General features: G+C 66.7%; 16 protein-coding genes and 1 tRNA gene. 8 read left to right on the top strand and 9 right to left on the bottom strand.

The genetic code is table 11. The annotated features are described in order from the left end of the window. The first annotated feature begins 1 nt into the window (after position 1). Positions 2 to 943 (top strand): 2-hydroxyacid dehydrogenase, encoded by a 942-nt coding sequence (locus OEZ60_RS16200; RefSeq protein ID WP_263338658.1) that lies wholly within the window; start codon positions 2 to 4, stop codon positions 941 to 943. Positions 944 to 946: 3 nt separating this feature from the next. Here the strand turns inward: OEZ60_RS16200 and OEZ60_RS16195 are convergent, their stop codons facing one another. After that, complete coding sequence (locus tag OEZ60_RS16195) at positions 947 to 1,741, bottom strand: SseB family protein (RefSeq protein ID WP_263338371.1); 795 nt, start codon at positions 1,739 to 1,741, stop codon at positions 947 to 949. Then, positions 1,734 to 2,330, bottom strand: coding sequence for a uracil-DNA glycosylase family protein (locus OEZ60_RS16190; RefSeq protein ID WP_263338370.1), 597 nt, complete (start codon positions 2,328 to 2,330; stop codon positions 1,734 to 1,736). Before OEZ60_RS16190 ends, OEZ60_RS16195 begins: the two co-directional genes overlap by 8 nt. Before the next feature lie 109 nt (positions 2,331 to 2,439). On the opposite strand from OEZ60_RS16190, the gene OEZ60_RS16185 reads away from it, so the two are divergent. The 6 genes from OEZ60_RS16185 (at position 2,440) to kdsA (ending at position 8,269) form a co-directional block, all read left to right on the top strand. After that, positions 2,440 to 2,790, top strand: coding sequence for an ArsR/SmtB family transcription factor (locus tag OEZ60_RS16185; RefSeq protein WP_263338369.1), 351 nt, complete (start codon positions 2,440 to 2,442; stop codon positions 2,788 to 2,790). Then, the gene (locus OEZ60_RS16180; RefSeq protein WP_263338368.1) at positions 2,783 to 3,823 is read left to right on the top strand and encodes a permease; all 1,041 of its coding nucleotides are present in this window, start codon (positions 2,783 to 2,785) and stop codon (positions 3,821 to 3,823) included. Before OEZ60_RS16185 ends, OEZ60_RS16180 begins: the two co-directional genes overlap by 8 nt. Positions 3,824 to 3,904: 81 nt before the next feature. Then, positions 3,905 to 5,158 carry a Na+/H+ antiporter NhaA gene (locus OEZ60_RS16175; protein ID WP_263338367.1) on the top strand — a complete coding sequence of 418 codons (1,254 nt, stop codon included), beginning with the start codon at positions 3,905 to 3,907 and terminating at the stop codon, positions 5,156 to 5,158. 130 nt (positions 5,159 to 5,288) lie between these two features. Continuing rightward, the gene (locus tag OEZ60_RS16170) at positions 5,289 to 5,942 is read left to right on the top strand and encodes an ABC transporter ATP-binding protein (protein ID WP_263338366.1); all 654 of its coding nucleotides are present in this window, start codon (positions 5,289 to 5,291) and stop codon (positions 5,940 to 5,942) included. Then, on the top strand, positions 5,926 to 7,416 hold the full coding sequence (locus OEZ60_RS16165) for a capsule biosynthesis protein (RefSeq protein ID WP_263338365.1): 1,491 nt from the start codon (positions 5,926 to 5,928) through the stop codon (positions 7,414 to 7,416). Before OEZ60_RS16170 ends, OEZ60_RS16165 begins: the two co-directional genes overlap by 17 nt. Positions 7,417 to 7,435: 19 nt before the next feature. Then, positions 7,436 to 8,269 (top strand): 3-deoxy-8-phosphooctulonate synthase, encoded by an 834-nt coding sequence (kdsA, locus tag OEZ60_RS16160; protein ID WP_263338655.1) that lies wholly within the window; start codon positions 7,436 to 7,438, stop codon positions 8,267 to 8,269. Positions 8,270 to 8,297: 28 nt separating this feature from the next. On the opposite strand, the gene OEZ60_RS16155 is transcribed toward kdsA, so the two are convergent. Then, complete coding sequence (locus OEZ60_RS16155) at positions 8,298 to 8,600, bottom strand: YciI family protein (protein WP_263338364.1); 303 nt, start codon at positions 8,598 to 8,600, stop codon at positions 8,298 to 8,300. Between the two features lie 103 nt (positions 8,601 to 8,703). After that, positions 8,704 to 9,879, bottom strand: a complete 1,176-nt coding sequence (locus tag OEZ60_RS16150) for a BaiN/RdsA family NAD(P)/FAD-dependent oxidoreductase (protein WP_263338652.1) — start codon at positions 9,877 to 9,879, stop codon at positions 8,704 to 8,706. Positions 9,880 to 9,977: 98 nt separating this feature from the next. Here OEZ60_RS16150 and OEZ60_RS16145 point away from each other — a divergent pair. Then, positions 9,978 to 10,052, top strand: a tRNA-Gln gene (locus OEZ60_RS16145). Positions 10,053 to 10,224: 172 nt separating this feature from the next. Here OEZ60_RS16145 and OEZ60_RS16140 read toward each other — a convergent pair. From OEZ60_RS16140 to OEZ60_RS16120, 5 genes are all read right to left on the bottom strand, one after another. Continuing rightward, complete coding sequence (locus tag OEZ60_RS16140) at positions 10,225 to 11,865, bottom strand: recombinase family protein (RefSeq protein WP_263338362.1); 1,641 nt, start codon at positions 11,863 to 11,865, stop codon at positions 10,225 to 10,227. Then, on the bottom strand, positions 11,862 to 12,269 hold the full coding sequence (locus OEZ60_RS16135; protein WP_263338361.1) for a DUF2924 domain-containing protein: 408 nt from the start codon (positions 12,267 to 12,269) through the stop codon (positions 11,862 to 11,864). Before OEZ60_RS16135 ends, OEZ60_RS16140 begins: the two co-directional genes overlap by 4 nt. Next, positions 12,259 to 12,585, bottom strand: a complete 327-nt coding sequence (locus OEZ60_RS16130; RefSeq protein WP_263338360.1) for a DUF3489 domain-containing protein — start codon at positions 12,583 to 12,585, stop codon at positions 12,259 to 12,261. The genes OEZ60_RS16135 and OEZ60_RS16130 overlap by 11 nt, the downstream gene beginning before the upstream one ends. Positions 12,586 to 12,832: 247 nt before the next feature. Then, a protein-coding gene (locus OEZ60_RS16125) for an IS5 family transposase (protein WP_263338359.1) occupies positions 12,833 to 13,620 on the bottom strand; the annotation gives its coding sequence in 2 pieces (ribosomal slippage) (positions 12,833 to 13,281 and positions 13,281 to 13,620; 789 coding nt in all). Positions 13,621 to 13,913: 293 nt separating this feature from the next. Beyond that, positions 13,914 to 14,012: integrase core domain-containing protein (locus OEZ60_RS16120; RefSeq protein WP_263338649.1), on the bottom strand; the 99-nt coding region annotated here is incomplete at its 5' end.

Below are 14,012 nucleotides of genomic sequence, written 5' to 3'. Positions count from 1 at the left end.
GATGCCGATCAAGGTCTACTTCGCCGCCGGGGCCGAACGCTGGCCAGCCTACCGCGAACCGCTTAGGGCCGCGCTGTCCGAACTCGGGATCGCCGCGGACCTGTCCGACAGCGCGCCTGACCCGGCGGCGGTCGATTACATCGTCTACGCGCCGGGCGGGCCGGTCACCGACTTCTCCCCCTATACCGGCTGCAAGGCGGTCCTGAGCCTCTGGGCCGGGGTCGAGCGCATCGTCTCCAATCCGACGCTGACCCAGCCCCTGACGCGGATGGTCGATCAGGGCCTGACGGAAGGCATGGTCGAATACGTCACCGGCCATGTCCTGCGCCACCACCTCGGCATCGACGCGCATATTCACGGCCAGGACGGCATCTGGCGCCAAGCCTCCCTGCTGCCGCCGCTCGCGCGCGAGCGGCCGGTGGCGATGCTCGGCCTCGGCGCGCTCGGTCAAGCCTGCGCGGCTGCGCTCGCGGCGCTGAACTTCCCGGTCTTGGGCTGGAGCCGCAGCCCGAAGTCGATCCCCGGCATCGACTGCCACTCCGGCGACACGGGCCTCGCCTACGTCCTGTCGCGCGCGGAGATCGCCGTGCTTCTGCTGCCGCTCACCGCCGATACGCGCGACCTGATGACCGCCGGAAGGCTGGCGCTGATGCCCGAAGGTGCCGCGATCATCAATCCCGGCCGTGGCCCGCTGATCGACGACGCGGCCCTTCTTGCGGCCCTCGATGCCGGCCAGATCGGCCACGCGACGCTCGACGTCTTCCGGGAGGAACCGCTGCCCCCCGGCCATCCGTTCTGGGCGCATCCGAAGATCACCGTCACGCCGCACATCGCCGCCGAGACCCGCCCCACCACCGCCGCGCGCGTCGTGGCCGAGAACATCCGCCGCGGCGAGGCGGGAGAGCCCCTCCTCCACCGCGTCGACCGCTCGCTCGGCTACTGAGCCTCAGCGCAGCTTCGGCGGCCGCGCCGGGTCCATGCCCGGCGCCGACGGCGCCAGCACCTGCGCCGTCTCCGACTGCGGTTCCGGAAGGTCGAACCTGAGCGCCACGCGGACGATCCGCGACGTGAGCGCGTCGTCCGCTGTCAGGAAGGCGACGTCGATCTCTCCCGCCTCGATTCCGGAAAAGACCAGCGCCTCGGACACCGCCTTGGCGAGCGCCGCCTCGGCCCCGGCCCGCGCCCCCTCGAAGGCGAGGAGATGCCCGCGCCGGCCACCCTGGTAGCCGACAGCCACCAGATGCGCCGCCCGCGCCAGCCCGGCGAGCCCCGCGAGCTTGGCATCGAGCGCCGCGACCACCGCCTCGGGCAGGCCCGCCGGGGCCGCGACCGAAATCGGCCGCGCCTCGGCGTGCTCCGGCGCATGGTCGAGCGTCCCGGCGAGCCAGGCGAGCGCCTCGGCCGGCATCAGGAACTCCGACGGAGCCACGCCGAGATTGAGCCCGAGCCCGACGCCCTGCCCCGCCAGTTCCCGCGCCACCACCCGACCAGGCAGGGCGACATAAGGCACCACCGCCTCGGCGAAGGCCGCAAGCCGTTCCTCGCTGTCGAAGGCGACCGCGAACGGCCCTTCCTCCAGCACGAAGAGCTGCGGTGCGACCGCGTCGTCCACCGGCTCGGCCTGCAGGAGCAGGAACAGCTCCGCATCGGCCAGCCGCTCGTAGAAGCGCAGCCGCGCCGCGTCGTCCTCAGGCGCTGCCGCCATCGCCGCATGGGCACGGTCCAGAATCGTCTCAACCATCGTTTAAAACCTCCGAAAGCCGCGCCCGCGCGGCCGGCAGGAGCTCGGCCTCGAACCAGGGATTGCGTTTCAGCCAGCCGGTATTGCGCCAGGACGGATGAGGCAAGGGAAAGACGCGCGGCGCGTGGTCGCGCCAGCCTGCGACCGTCTCCGTCACACCACGCTTCGCCACCCCGGAACCGAGGTGCCAGCGATGCGCGTAGCCGCCAACGAGAAAGGTGACGCGGACCTCCGGCAACCCCGCCATCACCCGGCCGTGCCAGGTCTCCGCGCAGCGTCGCGGCGGCGGCAGGTCGGCGCCCTTCGCGCTGTAGCCCGGGAAGCAGAAGGCCATCGGCACGATCGCCACCCGGTCGCGGTCGTAGAAATCCGCCTCGTCAAGGCCGAGCCAATCCCTGAGCCGGTCACCCGACGGGTCGGTGAAGGGCCGGCCCGAGGCATGGACCCGCGCGCCGGGCGCCTGGCCGGCGATCAGCACCCGCGCCGCGGGCCGGAACCACACGACCGGGCGCGGCTCATGTGCGGTCGCGGTCCGCGCGAAGTCCCCGGCGCAAAGCCGGCAGGCGGATATCTCGTCGGTTACTGTCATGGCCGCACTCTGCCCGGCCGGCCGGCGCGGGAAAACCCGGAATCGCTTCACTTCGACGGTCATGGAAATATCACTTGTGCCCAGACTATATTTCTATAATATTAGAAATATGAAACATACAGCCGCCCCCGCCCCCATCGCAGAACTGCCCGTCGAAGTCGCCGCCTCGACCTTCTCGGCACTCGGTTCCGAACAGCGCCTCGCGGTGCTCGGCGCACTGGTGCGGGCGGGGTCCGAGGGGCTGACGATCGGCGCGCTCGGCGAGCGTTGCGGCGTGACCGGCTCGACCCTGACGCACCATTTGAGGATTCTCGCGCATACCGGCCTCGTGACCCAGACGAAGCAGGGTAGATCGATCATCTGCGCGGCGATCGCCTACGATCAGGTCCGCGCGCTGTCGGACTTTCTGCTGCGCGAATGCTGCGCCGACTGCGCCGACAAGAGGCACCATCATGGCTGAAACCACCCATTCCCATTCCGGGCACAGCCACGGCGCCCGCTTCGACCGTGCCTGGCTCCTGCTCGCGGCACTCCTGGCGGCGGTGGCGGTCATGGATGCCGCGGCACTCTGGCCCGTCGTGCGCTTCACCGGCGGCGCGCTTCTGGATACCGCGCCCTTCATCGCCTTCGCGGTTCTCGCCATCGGCGGGCTCAAGGCCAGCGGCGCCGAGAACCTCGTCGCCCGCGCCTTCCAAGGGCGCGAGGTGCGGATGATCATGCTCGCTGCCCTGGTCGGCGGGCTCGCGCCGTTCTGCTCTTGCGAGGTGATCCCCTTCATCGCCGCGCTTCTCGCGCTCGGCGCGCCCTTGAGCGCGGTGATGGCCTTCTGGCTCGCCTCGCCGCTGATGGACCCGGCGATGTTCCTGATCACCTCGGGAACGCTCGGGCTCGACTTCGCGCTTGCCAAGACTGCCGCCGCGGTGGGGCTCGGGCTGATGGGCGGCTTCGGCACCTGGGCTTTCGCCGCGACGCCCGTCTTCCGCGATCCGCTCCGGGCGCAAAACGCCCCGCGGTGCGAAACAAGCTGCTGCGGATCGAAGACACCGTTTTCCGGGACACCGGTCTGGCGGTTCTGGAATGTCCCCGCGCGCCGCGCCACCTTCCGCGCCGCGGCTCTGGAGAATGCGGGTTTCCTCCTGAAGTGGCTGACGCTCGCCTATGCGGTCGAGGCGGTGATGATCCGCTATGTTCCCGCCGAGTGGATCGCCGATCTCGTCGGCGGACCCGGCCTCGGACCGATCGTGCTCGGCGCTCTCTTAGGCGCTCCGGCCTACCTCAACGGCTACGCCGCGGTGCCGCTCGTCGACGCGCTGCTCAACCAGGGCATGTCGAACGGCGCGGCGATGAGTTTCATGCTCGCGGGCGGCGTGAGCTGCATTCCCGCCGCGATCGCCGTCTGGGCGCTGGTGAAGCCGCGCGTCTTCGCGGCCTATCTCGGCTATGCCTTTGCCGGCTCGGTCATCGCCGGCCTTCTCTGGCAGAGCATCGCCTGACCGTTCCACCGACCGTTGCCCCCTGTGCGGTTTTCCGCTAAGCCCGGCAAAACAGGGCCGTAGCGGGGAGGGAGAGCGCGGATGTATCGCGTCTGGAACTACGTCACCAACTATTCTCTGCTGCTGATCGCCGGCGCCCTGATCGCGCTCGTCTGGGCCAATATCGACGCGTCGAGCTACCATCATTTCGTCGATTTCGTGATCGTCGACAACTTCTTCATCGGTCATCTACACGAGGAGGGCGGCCATGCCGTCCGCACGCTGACGCTGCACTACCTGGTCAACGATGTCGGCATGGCCTTCTTCTTTGCCATCGCGGCGAAGGAAGTGTGGGAGGCGATCATCCTCGAAAACGGCTCGCTCCGCGGCCGCAAGGCGATGACGCCGCTGATCGCGACCGCCGGCGGCATGTTCGGCCCAATCGCCGTCTATCTCGGCCTCGCCGCCGTGCTCGGCGTCTACGAGACGGTAAGCCGCGGCTGGGCGATCCCGACCGCGACGGATATCGCCTTCTCCTACCTCGTCGGCCGCATGGTCTTCGGCGCCGGGCATCCGGCGATCCGGTTCCTGCTGCTGCTGGCGATCGCCGACGATGCGGCCGGCCTCATCATCCTCGCGATCTTCTACCCGACGGGCGATCTTGCGCCGGAGTGGCTGATCGTGTCCTTCGGCGCCGCCGTCGCGGTCTTCTTCTTCTTCAACTGGCTGCCGCGCCGGATGGACCGCGGCAACCAGCTGCGCCCGAACTCGACCTGGGTCCGCCAGAAGCTCTCGTTCTGGCCCTATCTGGTCGCCGGCTGCGTGAGCTGGTTCGGTTTCCAGGAATCCGGCATTCACCCTGCGCTCGGCCTCTTGCCGATCGTACCGACGATTCCGCATGCCGACCGCGCCTTCGGCATCTTCGCCGAGGCCGAACAATACCTCACGGACCTCCTCAACTGGATCGAACACCACCTGAAGTATCCCGTCGAGATCGTCCTGTTCTTCTTCGGTCTGCTGAATGCCGGGGTCGAGTTCTCGGCGATCGGCGCGCCGACCTGGCTCGTGCTTCTCGGTCTCATCGTCGGCAAACCCGTCGGGATCTTCCTCTTCGGCTGGTTCGCGGCCTATCCGATGCGGCTCGGGCTGCCGCAGGGCATGCGTTCCGTCGATCTTGTGGTGATCGGCTGCGTCGCCGCCATCGGCTTCACCGTGGCGCTCTTCGTGGCCTCGGTCGCCTTCCCAGGCGGCCCGGTTCAGGACGCCGCGAAGATGGGCGCGCTTTTCTCCTTCGGCGCTGCGCTGATCTCGCTCGTTGCGGGTCGGATCTGCCGGGTCGAGAAGGTCACCGGCTGAGCCCTCCTGCCCGGGCGACAGCATCGCCCGGGTTCTTCGCCATAATGCCGGCCAAGTTCCGGCGTAGCATGTATGTTAAGAAAAACGCCGTAAGCACGTCAGGCAGGCAGGGCAGCGCCAGGGCAATCGGATGCTCGAATTCGAGAATGTGAGCAAATCCTTCTGGACCGGAAGGGGCCGCAAGGTCATCCTCGACCGCGCGTCGTTCCGGGTCGAGCTCGGCCAGTCGCTGGGAATCCTCGCCCCGAACGGCACCGGCAAGACCACGATCATCAACATGATGGCCGGTCTCGAGAAGCCCGACGAGGGGGTCGTGCGCAAGTCCTGCCGCGTCTCCTTCCCGCTCGGCTTCATGGGCGGCGTCGTGAGCCGCCACACCGCGCGCGAGAATGCGCGCTTCATCGCCCGGCTCTACGGGCTCGATCCCGATTACGTCGAGGCATTCAGTCGCTGGGTCTGCGGGATCGATGAGTATTTCGACATGCCCGTCGGCACATACAGCGCGGGCATGAAGGCGCGGTTCAGCTTCTCGCTCCTGCTCGCGATCGAGTTCGACATCTACCTGATCGACGAGGGGATGCCCGCGTCCACCGATGTCGAGTTCAACCGCAAGGCCGGCTCGATCCTGAAGGACCGGCTGAAAACCGCGACGGTCGTCGTCGTCTCTCACCAGGCCGAGACGCTGGAGAAGTTCTGCCGCTCGGCGGCGGTGCTTCGCAACGGCAGGCTGCACATGTTCGACACCCTTGAAGAAGCGAAACGGATGTATGACTACGCCACCTAAGGCCCAGAAGTTCCGCATCCGGCGACCCGAAGCGCCGGCCTCGAACAGGTCCGGCGCCGGGGATGATCCTGCCGCGATCGCGGCCGAGGGGCTCACCGGGCGGCAGCTGCGCACGGCGCGCCGCCTCGCGCAGAAGCATGGCATCGCCGCAACCTCGGATTTCGACGCGGTGCTGAAACTCCGGCAGCAGGGAATTGACCCTTTCCAGCCGAGCGCTGTGCTCAAGGTGATCAGCGCAGGCAAGGCCGCGCCCGATGAGGACAGGGTGCAGCTGCCGCAGCCCGTCCGCACCCCGCCCCCGCCCGCCCCGCAGGTCGTGACCGAAGCCGACCGCACGCGCGAGATCATGGCAATCCAGCGCGACATCGTGCGCCGCCGCCGCCGCAACTTCGCGATGCTGATGGCACGCCTCGCGGCATTTGTCCTGTTGCCGACGCTGCTCGCGGGTTTCTACTTCTTCCGGATCGCAACGCCGCTTTACGCCACTGTTACTGAATTCGTCATCCAGCAGGCCGACGGCCAGTCCACCGGGCTCGGCTCGATGTTCCGCGGCACACAGTTCGCGACATCGCAGGATTCGATCGCGGTCCAGGGGTATCTGGGGTCGCGCGACGCAATGCTCCGGCTCGACGCGGATCTCGGGTTCAAGCAGCATTTCTCGCAGGATTTCATCGATCCGCTGCAACGCCTCAACGTGGGTGCCTCGAACGAGGCCGCCTACAAGGTCTATCAGCGCAACGTGAAGATTGCCTACGATCCGACAGAGGGGCTGATCAAGATGGAGGTCATCGCGGCCGATCCCATGGTCAGCCAGAATTTCTCCGAAGCCTTGATCGGTTATGCCGAACAGCAGGTCGACCAGCTTTCCGCCCGCCTGCGCGAGGACCAGATGCAGGGCGCGCGGGAGAGTTACCAGGAAGCCGAGGCAAAGGTGCTCGAGGCGCAGGAGCGCGTCCTCTCGCTGCAGGAGGAACTTGGCGTCTTCGATCCGATGACGGAGTCGCACACCTTGATGAGCCAGGTCGCAACCTTCGAGGTGGAGCTGCAAAAGAAACGTCTCGAACTGCAGCAGCTTCTCGACAATGCGCAACCGAACCAGGCGCGTGTCGCCGGTACAGAGGGTGATATTGCGCGCCTCGAATCGATGATCTCTAACATGCGCGCGGGGCTGACGGAGGGGTCCGGTGGCGCCGCCTCTCTGGCCCAGGTCACGGGCAAGCTCCGCATCGCCGACGCCGATCTGGAAAACCGCCAGCTCATGCTCGGCCACGCGCTGCAGCAGCTCGAAACCGCGCGGATCGAGGCCAACCGCCAGGTCCGCTACCTCGAGACCAGCGTCAGCCCGGTCGCGCCCGACGAGGCGACCTATCCGCGCGCCTTCGAAAACACGCTCTTGGCCTTCCTGATCTTCGGTGGCATTTACCTCATGCTGTCGCTGACCGCGTCGATCCTGCGCGAACAGGCGACCTCATAAGGAGCCGGACATGACCGAGATGAAGGACGTAACCGTCGGCGGGCTGACCGTCGGCAACGACCGGGTACTGACCGTGATCGCCGGACCCTGCCAGCTCGAAAGCGCCGACCACGCCCAGATGATTGCCGGAACGATGGCCGAGGCCTGTGCCGCCGCCGGTGCCCAGTACGTCTTCAAGGCAAGCTACGACAAGGCCAACCGCACCTCGCTCTCGGGCCGGCGCGGGCTCGGCATCGACGCGGGGCTGAAGGTGCTCGAAGGCGTGCGCCGGTCGATGGGGCTTCCGGTCCTGACCGACATCCACGATGCCGAACAGGCCCGCATTGCCGCCGCCGTGGTCGACGTGATCCAGATCCCTGCCTTCCTCTGCCGCCAGACCGACCTCCTCATCGCCGCCGGCGAGACCGGCTGCGTCGTCAACATCAAGAAGGGCCAGTTCCTCGCGCCCTGGGACATGGCCAATGTCGCCGCCAAGGTCGAGAGCACCGGCAACACGAGGATCCTCCTGACCGAGCGCGGCGCGAGCTTCGGCTACAACACGTTGGTGGCCGACATGCGGTCGCTGCCGACGATGGCCAAGACCGGCTACCCGGTGATCATGGACGCGACCCATTCGGTGCAGCAGCCCGGCGGGCTTGGCGGCGCCTCGGGCGGCCAGCGTGAGTTTGCGCCCGCGATGGCGCGCTGCGCCGTCAGCCTCGGCATCGCCGGCGTCTTCATCGAGACGCACGAATCCCCCGACAGCGCGCCCTCGGACGGCCCGAACATGATCCCGCTATCGGACATGCCGAGGCTCCTCGACACGTTGATGGCGCTCGATCGCATCGCCAAGGCCGATCCGCTCCGGATCTGAGCGCCCGGCCCGCTCCTCGACGGACGGTTCAGTCCTGCACCCTGCGGTCCAGAATCGCGGGGTTCAGCCAGCGTATCTCGGTTGCGCCACGCAAGCCGGCCTTGGTGGCGGGGTCGTTCGCAAAGAACCGCTCCGCATCCTCGCGGGTTTCCAGATCGAGGAGAAGAACGCTGCCGGTTTTTGTCTCCAGGTCGTCCCGCCGCAGGCTCCCGGCCAGGAGAATCACCGCGCGGTGCGCGCATTCGTACTGCCAATGCGCCTCCATCACGCGGTCATCGGCCCGGATGGCCGCCCCGTTCGACGCATCCTCGCTCACGATCAGCCACGCCATCATCACCTCCTGCCCGTTGAGGACGCGCGTCCGGCACGTCGCCCCGATCCTAGCCGGTGTGCAGCCCGGGTACAGAGCCAGAAGCGAAGTGCGCACGGCCGTCTCAAACCGCCTGCCCCGCCGCCCATCCCGACGACCAGGCCCACTGGAAGTTGTACCCGCCCAGCCAGCCCGTCACGTCGACAGCCTCGCCGATGAAGTGGAGCCCGGGCACGCTCCGCGCCTCCATGGTCCGCGAGTCGAGCCCGTCGGTATCCACCCCGCCGAGCGTCACCTCCGCCGTCCGGTACCCCTCCGACCCGACCGGTTTGACCTGCCAGCGATGTACCACTGCCCCGAGCCGGTCGAGCGCCGCGTTCGACTGGTCGGCGAGACGCCCCGAGATCCCGGACTGGGACAGCACCATCGCCACCACCTTGTCCGGCAGGAACCGCGCCAGCGCGGTCTGCACCGCGACCCGCCCCGCCTCCGCCCGCGCCGCCTTGAGCTCTGCCGCGACATCCCGGCCGCGCGCCAGATCGACGCTCAGTTCCTCGCCCTCGCGCCAGTAGGAGCTGATCTGCAGGATCGACGGTCCCGAGAGCCCGCGATGGGTGAAAAGCAGCCCCTCCTCGAAGCCGATCCTGCCCGCAGTCACCCGCGCCTCGACCGACACGCCTGCAAGCGGTTTCAGCCGGACGAGTTCCTGTTCCGCGAAGGTGAGCGGCACCAGCGCCGGCCGGGTCTCGGTCACGGCGAGACCGAACTGCTCGGCGATCCGGTAGGCGAGCCCGGTCGCTCCCATCTTGGGTATCGACTTGCCGCCGGTGGCGACGACGAGCCTGTCGCTCCTGACCGGTCCGCGATCGGTCGTTACGACGAAGGCGCCGTCTGACTCGATCCGCCGTACCGATTCCGCCAGCCGCAACTCGACCCCGACCGCCGCCATCTGGCCGGTCAGCATGTCGACGATCTGTCGCGCCGACCCGTCGCAGAACAACTGGCCGAGCACCTTCTCGTGCCAGGAGATTCCCGCCGCATCGAGCCTCGCGATGAAATCGGCCGGCGTGAACCGTCGCAACGCCGAGACCGCGAACCGCGGATTGCGCGAGAGGAACCGCTCCGGCGGCACCGCCAGATTCGTGAAGTTACATCGCCCGCCGCCGGAGATCCGTATCTTTTCCCCCGGTCGCGTTGCGTGATCCAGAAGCACGACCCTGCGCCCGCGCCTGCCCGCCTCGATGGCACACATCATGCCGGCCGCCCCGGCGCCAAGGATCAAAACGTCTGTCCGCTCCATGCCGCCGCGACTACTCTGGTTTCGGTTCATTCTCAATGTCGGAAAGCGGAACTTTGGTCTTGCAGGGCGCATCGGCCTTGGTTATGAACCCGCGCAGTTGGGGCGTGGCCAAGTGGTAAGGCGTCGGTTTTTGGTACCGTGTACCGTAGGTTCGAATCCTACCGCCCCAGCCAACCAGTTACAGAATTCGAGACGGTGCGAGGTTTCGCTCGGATAGTCGCGCGTTTTCCGTGACTTGCGCGACAGCTCTGTCTGCGCAGACCGCCACGTCACCGAAAAAGCGGGCGCAGATGCCCGGAAGTCTGCGTTCGGCATTTTCGCGGTGCGAGGTGTGGAGAGGGTCGATCAGAGCGCGCTGATCACGCGGCGCTGGTCGCTCCAGTCGGACGGCAGCACATGGGTCTTGCACCAGTCTGACGTGAAGCCGAGCGGCTGTTTGCCATCAAGAACATCCCGGACGATCTCGGGTGCCAGGAAGGCGAGATCGATCATCTGCTGCACGCGGCGTTTCGAGACGTTATCGTCTGCGGCGATCTCCTCGAAGCTGCGCCCTGCCCGGATCTGCCCGTACCAGTGATGGGCCCGCGCGATGTTGCGGATCAGCGTGTCATCGCGACTGGCGGGGGCGCCAGCCAGCACCAGTTTGGTCTCGACCCCGCGCTTGCGCAGCTGGAACGGAACGGATTTCGTGAGTCCGTCGTCGACGAGGCGGGCCGGATCGACATCGAGTTCCTGTGCCAGCGCAGGTGCGTCCAGGCTGAGGGTCAGAGCTCCCGGCGCGATGTCGACGCGCTTGACCATGTCGAGAAGCTCGGCTCGGCCCGCCCCGCCCGTCACTCCGTCCAGCGCGCGCCGCAGGCGCTCGATCTCATCTGCGCCGGGATCGACAGTCAGACGTCCGGCCAGGGAGACATCGGAGAGGAGCTCCCGGACGATCGCCTCGACGCGGGCCTCCAGCTCCTCCGCCGGCAGGCGCCATCCCGTCACGCCAGCCTCGCCGCTCCGCGCCACGAGACGATGGGAGATGTAGTAGCGCAGCCGGGTGCCGCGTCCTGTCCTGGAATGCGACGGCGTGAGCCGGTCGCCGGTCTCGTCGAAGAGCCTGCCGCAGAGCCGGGACCGGGTGCCCACTGCCTTCCGTGCGCGGGGCTTTCTGGCCTCCGCCGTCAGCTGCGCCTGCACCGCCGCCCAGAGATCGGCATCGATGATCGCCGGATGCTGGCCGTCATGGACCTGTCCCTTGTGGCGGATCCGGCCTGCATAGAGCGGGTTCGTGAGGATGTGATGGATATGGCCGCGGCCCAGGGGTATGCCGCCCTGCATGCGATCGTCCGCGATGGCCCGGGATTTAGACCTGAGGCCCTGGCGTGCGGCCTCTTCCGTCACCGCGCGGACCGTCCCGAGAGAACCATAGAGATCGTAGATCGTTCGGACCGTCTTGGCCTCGGTCGCGTTGATCTTCAGGGTCCGTCCATCGGCATCATAGCCCAAGGGCACATGCCCCCCCATCCAGAGCCCCTTGCGTTTCGACGCCGCGATCTTGTCGCGGATGCGCTCGGCCGTCACCTCGCGCTCGAACTGCGCGAAGGAGAGAAGCATGTTGAGCGTGAGCCGCCCCATGCTGGTCGCGGTGTTGAAGCTCTGGGTGACCGAGACGAAGGAGGCACCGGCCGCATCCAGCCGCTCCACGATCTTGGCGAAGTCGGCGAGCGACCGCGTCAGCCGGTCGATCTTGTAGACCACGATCTGATCGACGGGGCCGGCATCGACATCCGCCAGGAGCTGCCGCATCGCCGGCCGCTCCAGCGTGCCGCCGGAGATCCCGCCGTCGTCGTAGCACGTTGGAAGCAGTACCCAGCCCTCGGCCTTCTGGCTGGCAATGTAGGCGGCGCAGGCCTCCCGCTGGGCATGGAGCGAGTTGAACTCCTGCTCGAGACCGTCTTCCGAGCTCTTTCGGGTATAGATCGCGCAGCGGATCTTCCTCATCCCTTGCCCCCGCCCCGGTTGGTCAGTCCGAAGAAGCGCGGGCCCGACCAGGTCGTGCCGGTGATGTGCCGGGCGATCGCCGAGAGCGACGGGTAGATCCTGGCGTCGAGCCGGAAGCCCCTCTCCAGCACCTCGACCTGGTAGCTCCGTCCGTTCCACTCCCGCACAAGGTGGGCACCGGCGCGAAGAGACCCGCGTGCCTCGCGGACCGGCTTGCCCTCCGCAATCTTGCGCAGCGCGCGTCGGGTGGCGACCGGCAGCCCGCCATGCCGCTTCACCTGCGCCTCATGCTCGAGCGCCAGGCGCAGGAATGCCACCGACGCGTAGGCCGGCGGTGGCACGCCGAAGACCGCCTCCCAGGCTTGCCGCAGCCGGGCACGATCGGGATCGGCCCTACCCGGCATCGGTCGTCTCGCAGGATCTGATGGCGGCAGCTTCCGTCGACTCCATGGCAGAGGCCGCAAACACGATCCGGTAGCGCGCCGGCTTCCCCTGCCCCGACGTCTCCGCAGCCACCTCATAGCCTGCCTTGCGCAAACCCGTCAGTGCCGCCCGCACCGTGTGCGGCTGCCAGCCGAGCTTCCGACTGATCGTCGCGACGTCGGCACCGGTCGTTGTGCTTAGCATCCGGATCAGCTGGTCCTTTTTGCTCACCCGTTTGATGCCGGACTTTGGGTTCGACTTGCGCCCGGACCTGGTTGTCATGGCTTCGATGGTCATGGTCATCTCCTGTCAGGCATCGCAGGAGTACCCTGCCCCTGCTACTGACATGAACCCGGGAAATCCCGGGCGGAGATGTGACCGTTCGGCCTGGCCGGTGCCACTACCGCTCTCTCGCAGCGCGAAGTCCAGTCAATTCGGCAGAAAGGGGCAGATTTTCGTAGTTCGCTACATCAGCAATTGTACGGTCTCCTTGCGCAGCCTGAGTCTTGCCGCCAGCGCGCGATCAATAGGTCCTGACCCTAGGTCATGTTGACAATTGGCGGAGCCAGAGGCGGATCGAGGTTATGTCGATGAAACCCAGGAAGCTTTCGGCAGTCTTGTCGTAGCGGGTGGCGACACGGCGGGCGTTCTTGAGCTTGTTGAAGCAGCGCTCGACGAGGTTGCGCAGCCGGTAAAGTGTGCGGTCGACGGCCACGCGCAGCTTGCGGGTCTTGCGCATTGGGATGACCGGCACCACGTTGCGAGCCTCCATGGTTTTGCGAACTCTGTCAGAGTCATAGCCGCGATCGGCGAGGAGAACTGACGGTTCGGGCAGGTTATCGGCCATGACCATGTCGAAGCCAAGGTAATCCGATGTCTTGCCGGGCGTGATCTCGGACCTCATGGGCAGGCCCGCGCCGTTGACGCGGAGGTGGATCTTGGTCGTGAAGCCACCACGAGAACGGCCGAAACCCTGTCGCGGAGTCCCCCTTTAGCGCCCGCTGCCTGATGATGGGCGCGGACCACGGTGCTGTCGATCATTTGCAGGGCGTGCGGAACAGCCCCGCTTTGGTTCAGGGCATCCATGATGACTTCCCACAATCCTGCAAGCGTCCAGCGCCGGAACTGCCGATAAACGCTCGACCACTTGCCGAACTCTTCCGGTAGATCGCGCCACTGAGAGCCCGTTCGGGCGATCCAGAAAATCCCGTCCAGAACAAGACGATGGTTCGTGGGTTTGCGTCCATTCGGGGCGCGGACGGCAAAGATGAAGGGCTCAAAGAACGCCCACTCATCGTCCGACATCAGGTCTCGTGCCAAGCTGGTCTCCATCGCAGATACCAGCTTGAATCATGATCAGGCGTCCGTGTGAATCCCTTTTGTCAACAGGCCCTAGATGGATAACCCGGACCAGCGTATGTCCTACCGTCAGATTTCTTGAAGCGAATGTAAGAAGCCGGATGGGAATGGATCCAACCCAAGACTTTTCCGATTCCTTTAGGCGGCGGTGGGACCGAGGTTTGGTTGAAAGTACTACCATCAGCGACTGGTGACAATTTGAACGTCACGCTACCACCAGCCGAAACGCCGATGATCGGCCCCACCTGAGTGGTCCGATTTGATTGTTAGTGCATGACTGGCCTCTGGTCCATCGGGATGACGGATTCAGGGGCCGGCGGGCGGTAGCCCAGAGCACTGTGGGGGCGTTTCGTGTTGTAGTGTTT

This window comes from Albidovulum salinarum, from assembly GCF_025673475.1.
Lineage (GTDB): Bacteria > Pseudomonadota > Alphaproteobacteria > Rhodobacterales > Rhodobacteraceae > Albidovulum > Albidovulum salinarum.
The sequence above is the reverse complement of the archived record's forward strand: the minus strand, read 5'-3'. Positions and strand labels throughout refer to the sequence as shown.

What these genes read in the sequence shown, in the direction of transcription:
- OEZ60_RS16200 (WP_263338658.1), top strand. Translation starts at nt 2, where the DNA reads ATGCCGATCAAGGTCTACTTCGCCGCCGGGGCCGAACGCTGGCCAGCC.
- OEZ60_RS16195 (WP_263338371.1), bottom strand. Translation starts at nt 1,741, where the DNA reads ATGGTTGAGACGATTCTGGACCGTGCCCATGCGGCGATGGCGGCAGCG.
- OEZ60_RS16190 (WP_263338370.1), bottom strand. Translation starts at nt 2,330, where the DNA reads ATGACAGTAACCGACGAGATATCCGCCTGCCGGCTTTGCGCCGGGGAC.
- OEZ60_RS16185 (WP_263338369.1), top strand. Translation starts at nt 2,440, where the DNA reads ATGAAACATACAGCCGCCCCCGCCCCCATCGCAGAACTGCCCGTCGAA.
- OEZ60_RS16180 (WP_263338368.1), top strand. Translation starts at nt 2,783, where the DNA reads ATGGCTGAAACCACCCATTCCCATTCCGGGCACAGCCACGGCGCCCGC.
- OEZ60_RS16175 (WP_263338367.1), top strand. Translation starts at nt 3,905, where the DNA reads ATGTATCGCGTCTGGAACTACGTCACCAACTATTCTCTGCTGCTGATC.
- OEZ60_RS16170 (WP_263338366.1), top strand. Translation starts at nt 5,289, where the DNA reads ATGCTCGAATTCGAGAATGTGAGCAAATCCTTCTGGACCGGAAGGGGC.
- OEZ60_RS16165 (WP_263338365.1), top strand. Translation starts at nt 5,926, where the DNA reads ATGACTACGCCACCTAAGGCCCAGAAGTTCCGCATCCGGCGACCCGAA.
- kdsA (WP_263338655.1), top strand. Translation starts at nt 7,436, where the DNA reads ATGAAGGACGTAACCGTCGGCGGGCTGACCGTCGGCAACGACCGGGTA.
- OEZ60_RS16155 (WP_263338364.1), bottom strand. Translation starts at nt 8,600, where the DNA reads ATGGCGTGGCTGATCGTGAGCGAGGATGCGTCGAACGGGGCGGCCATC.
- OEZ60_RS16150 (WP_263338652.1), bottom strand. Translation starts at nt 9,879, where the DNA reads ATGGAGCGGACAGACGTTTTGATCCTTGGCGCCGGGGCGGCCGGCATG.
- OEZ60_RS16140 (WP_263338362.1), bottom strand. Translation starts at nt 11,865, where the DNA reads ATGAGGAAGATCCGCTGCGCGATCTATACCCGAAAGAGCTCGGAAGAC.
- OEZ60_RS16135 (WP_263338361.1), bottom strand. Translation starts at nt 12,269, where the DNA reads ATGCCGGGTAGGGCCGATCCCGATCGTGCCCGGCTGCGGCAAGCCTGG.
- OEZ60_RS16130 (WP_263338360.1), bottom strand. Translation starts at nt 12,585, where the DNA reads ATGACCATCGAAGCCATGACAACCAGGTCCGGGCGCAAGTCGAACCCA.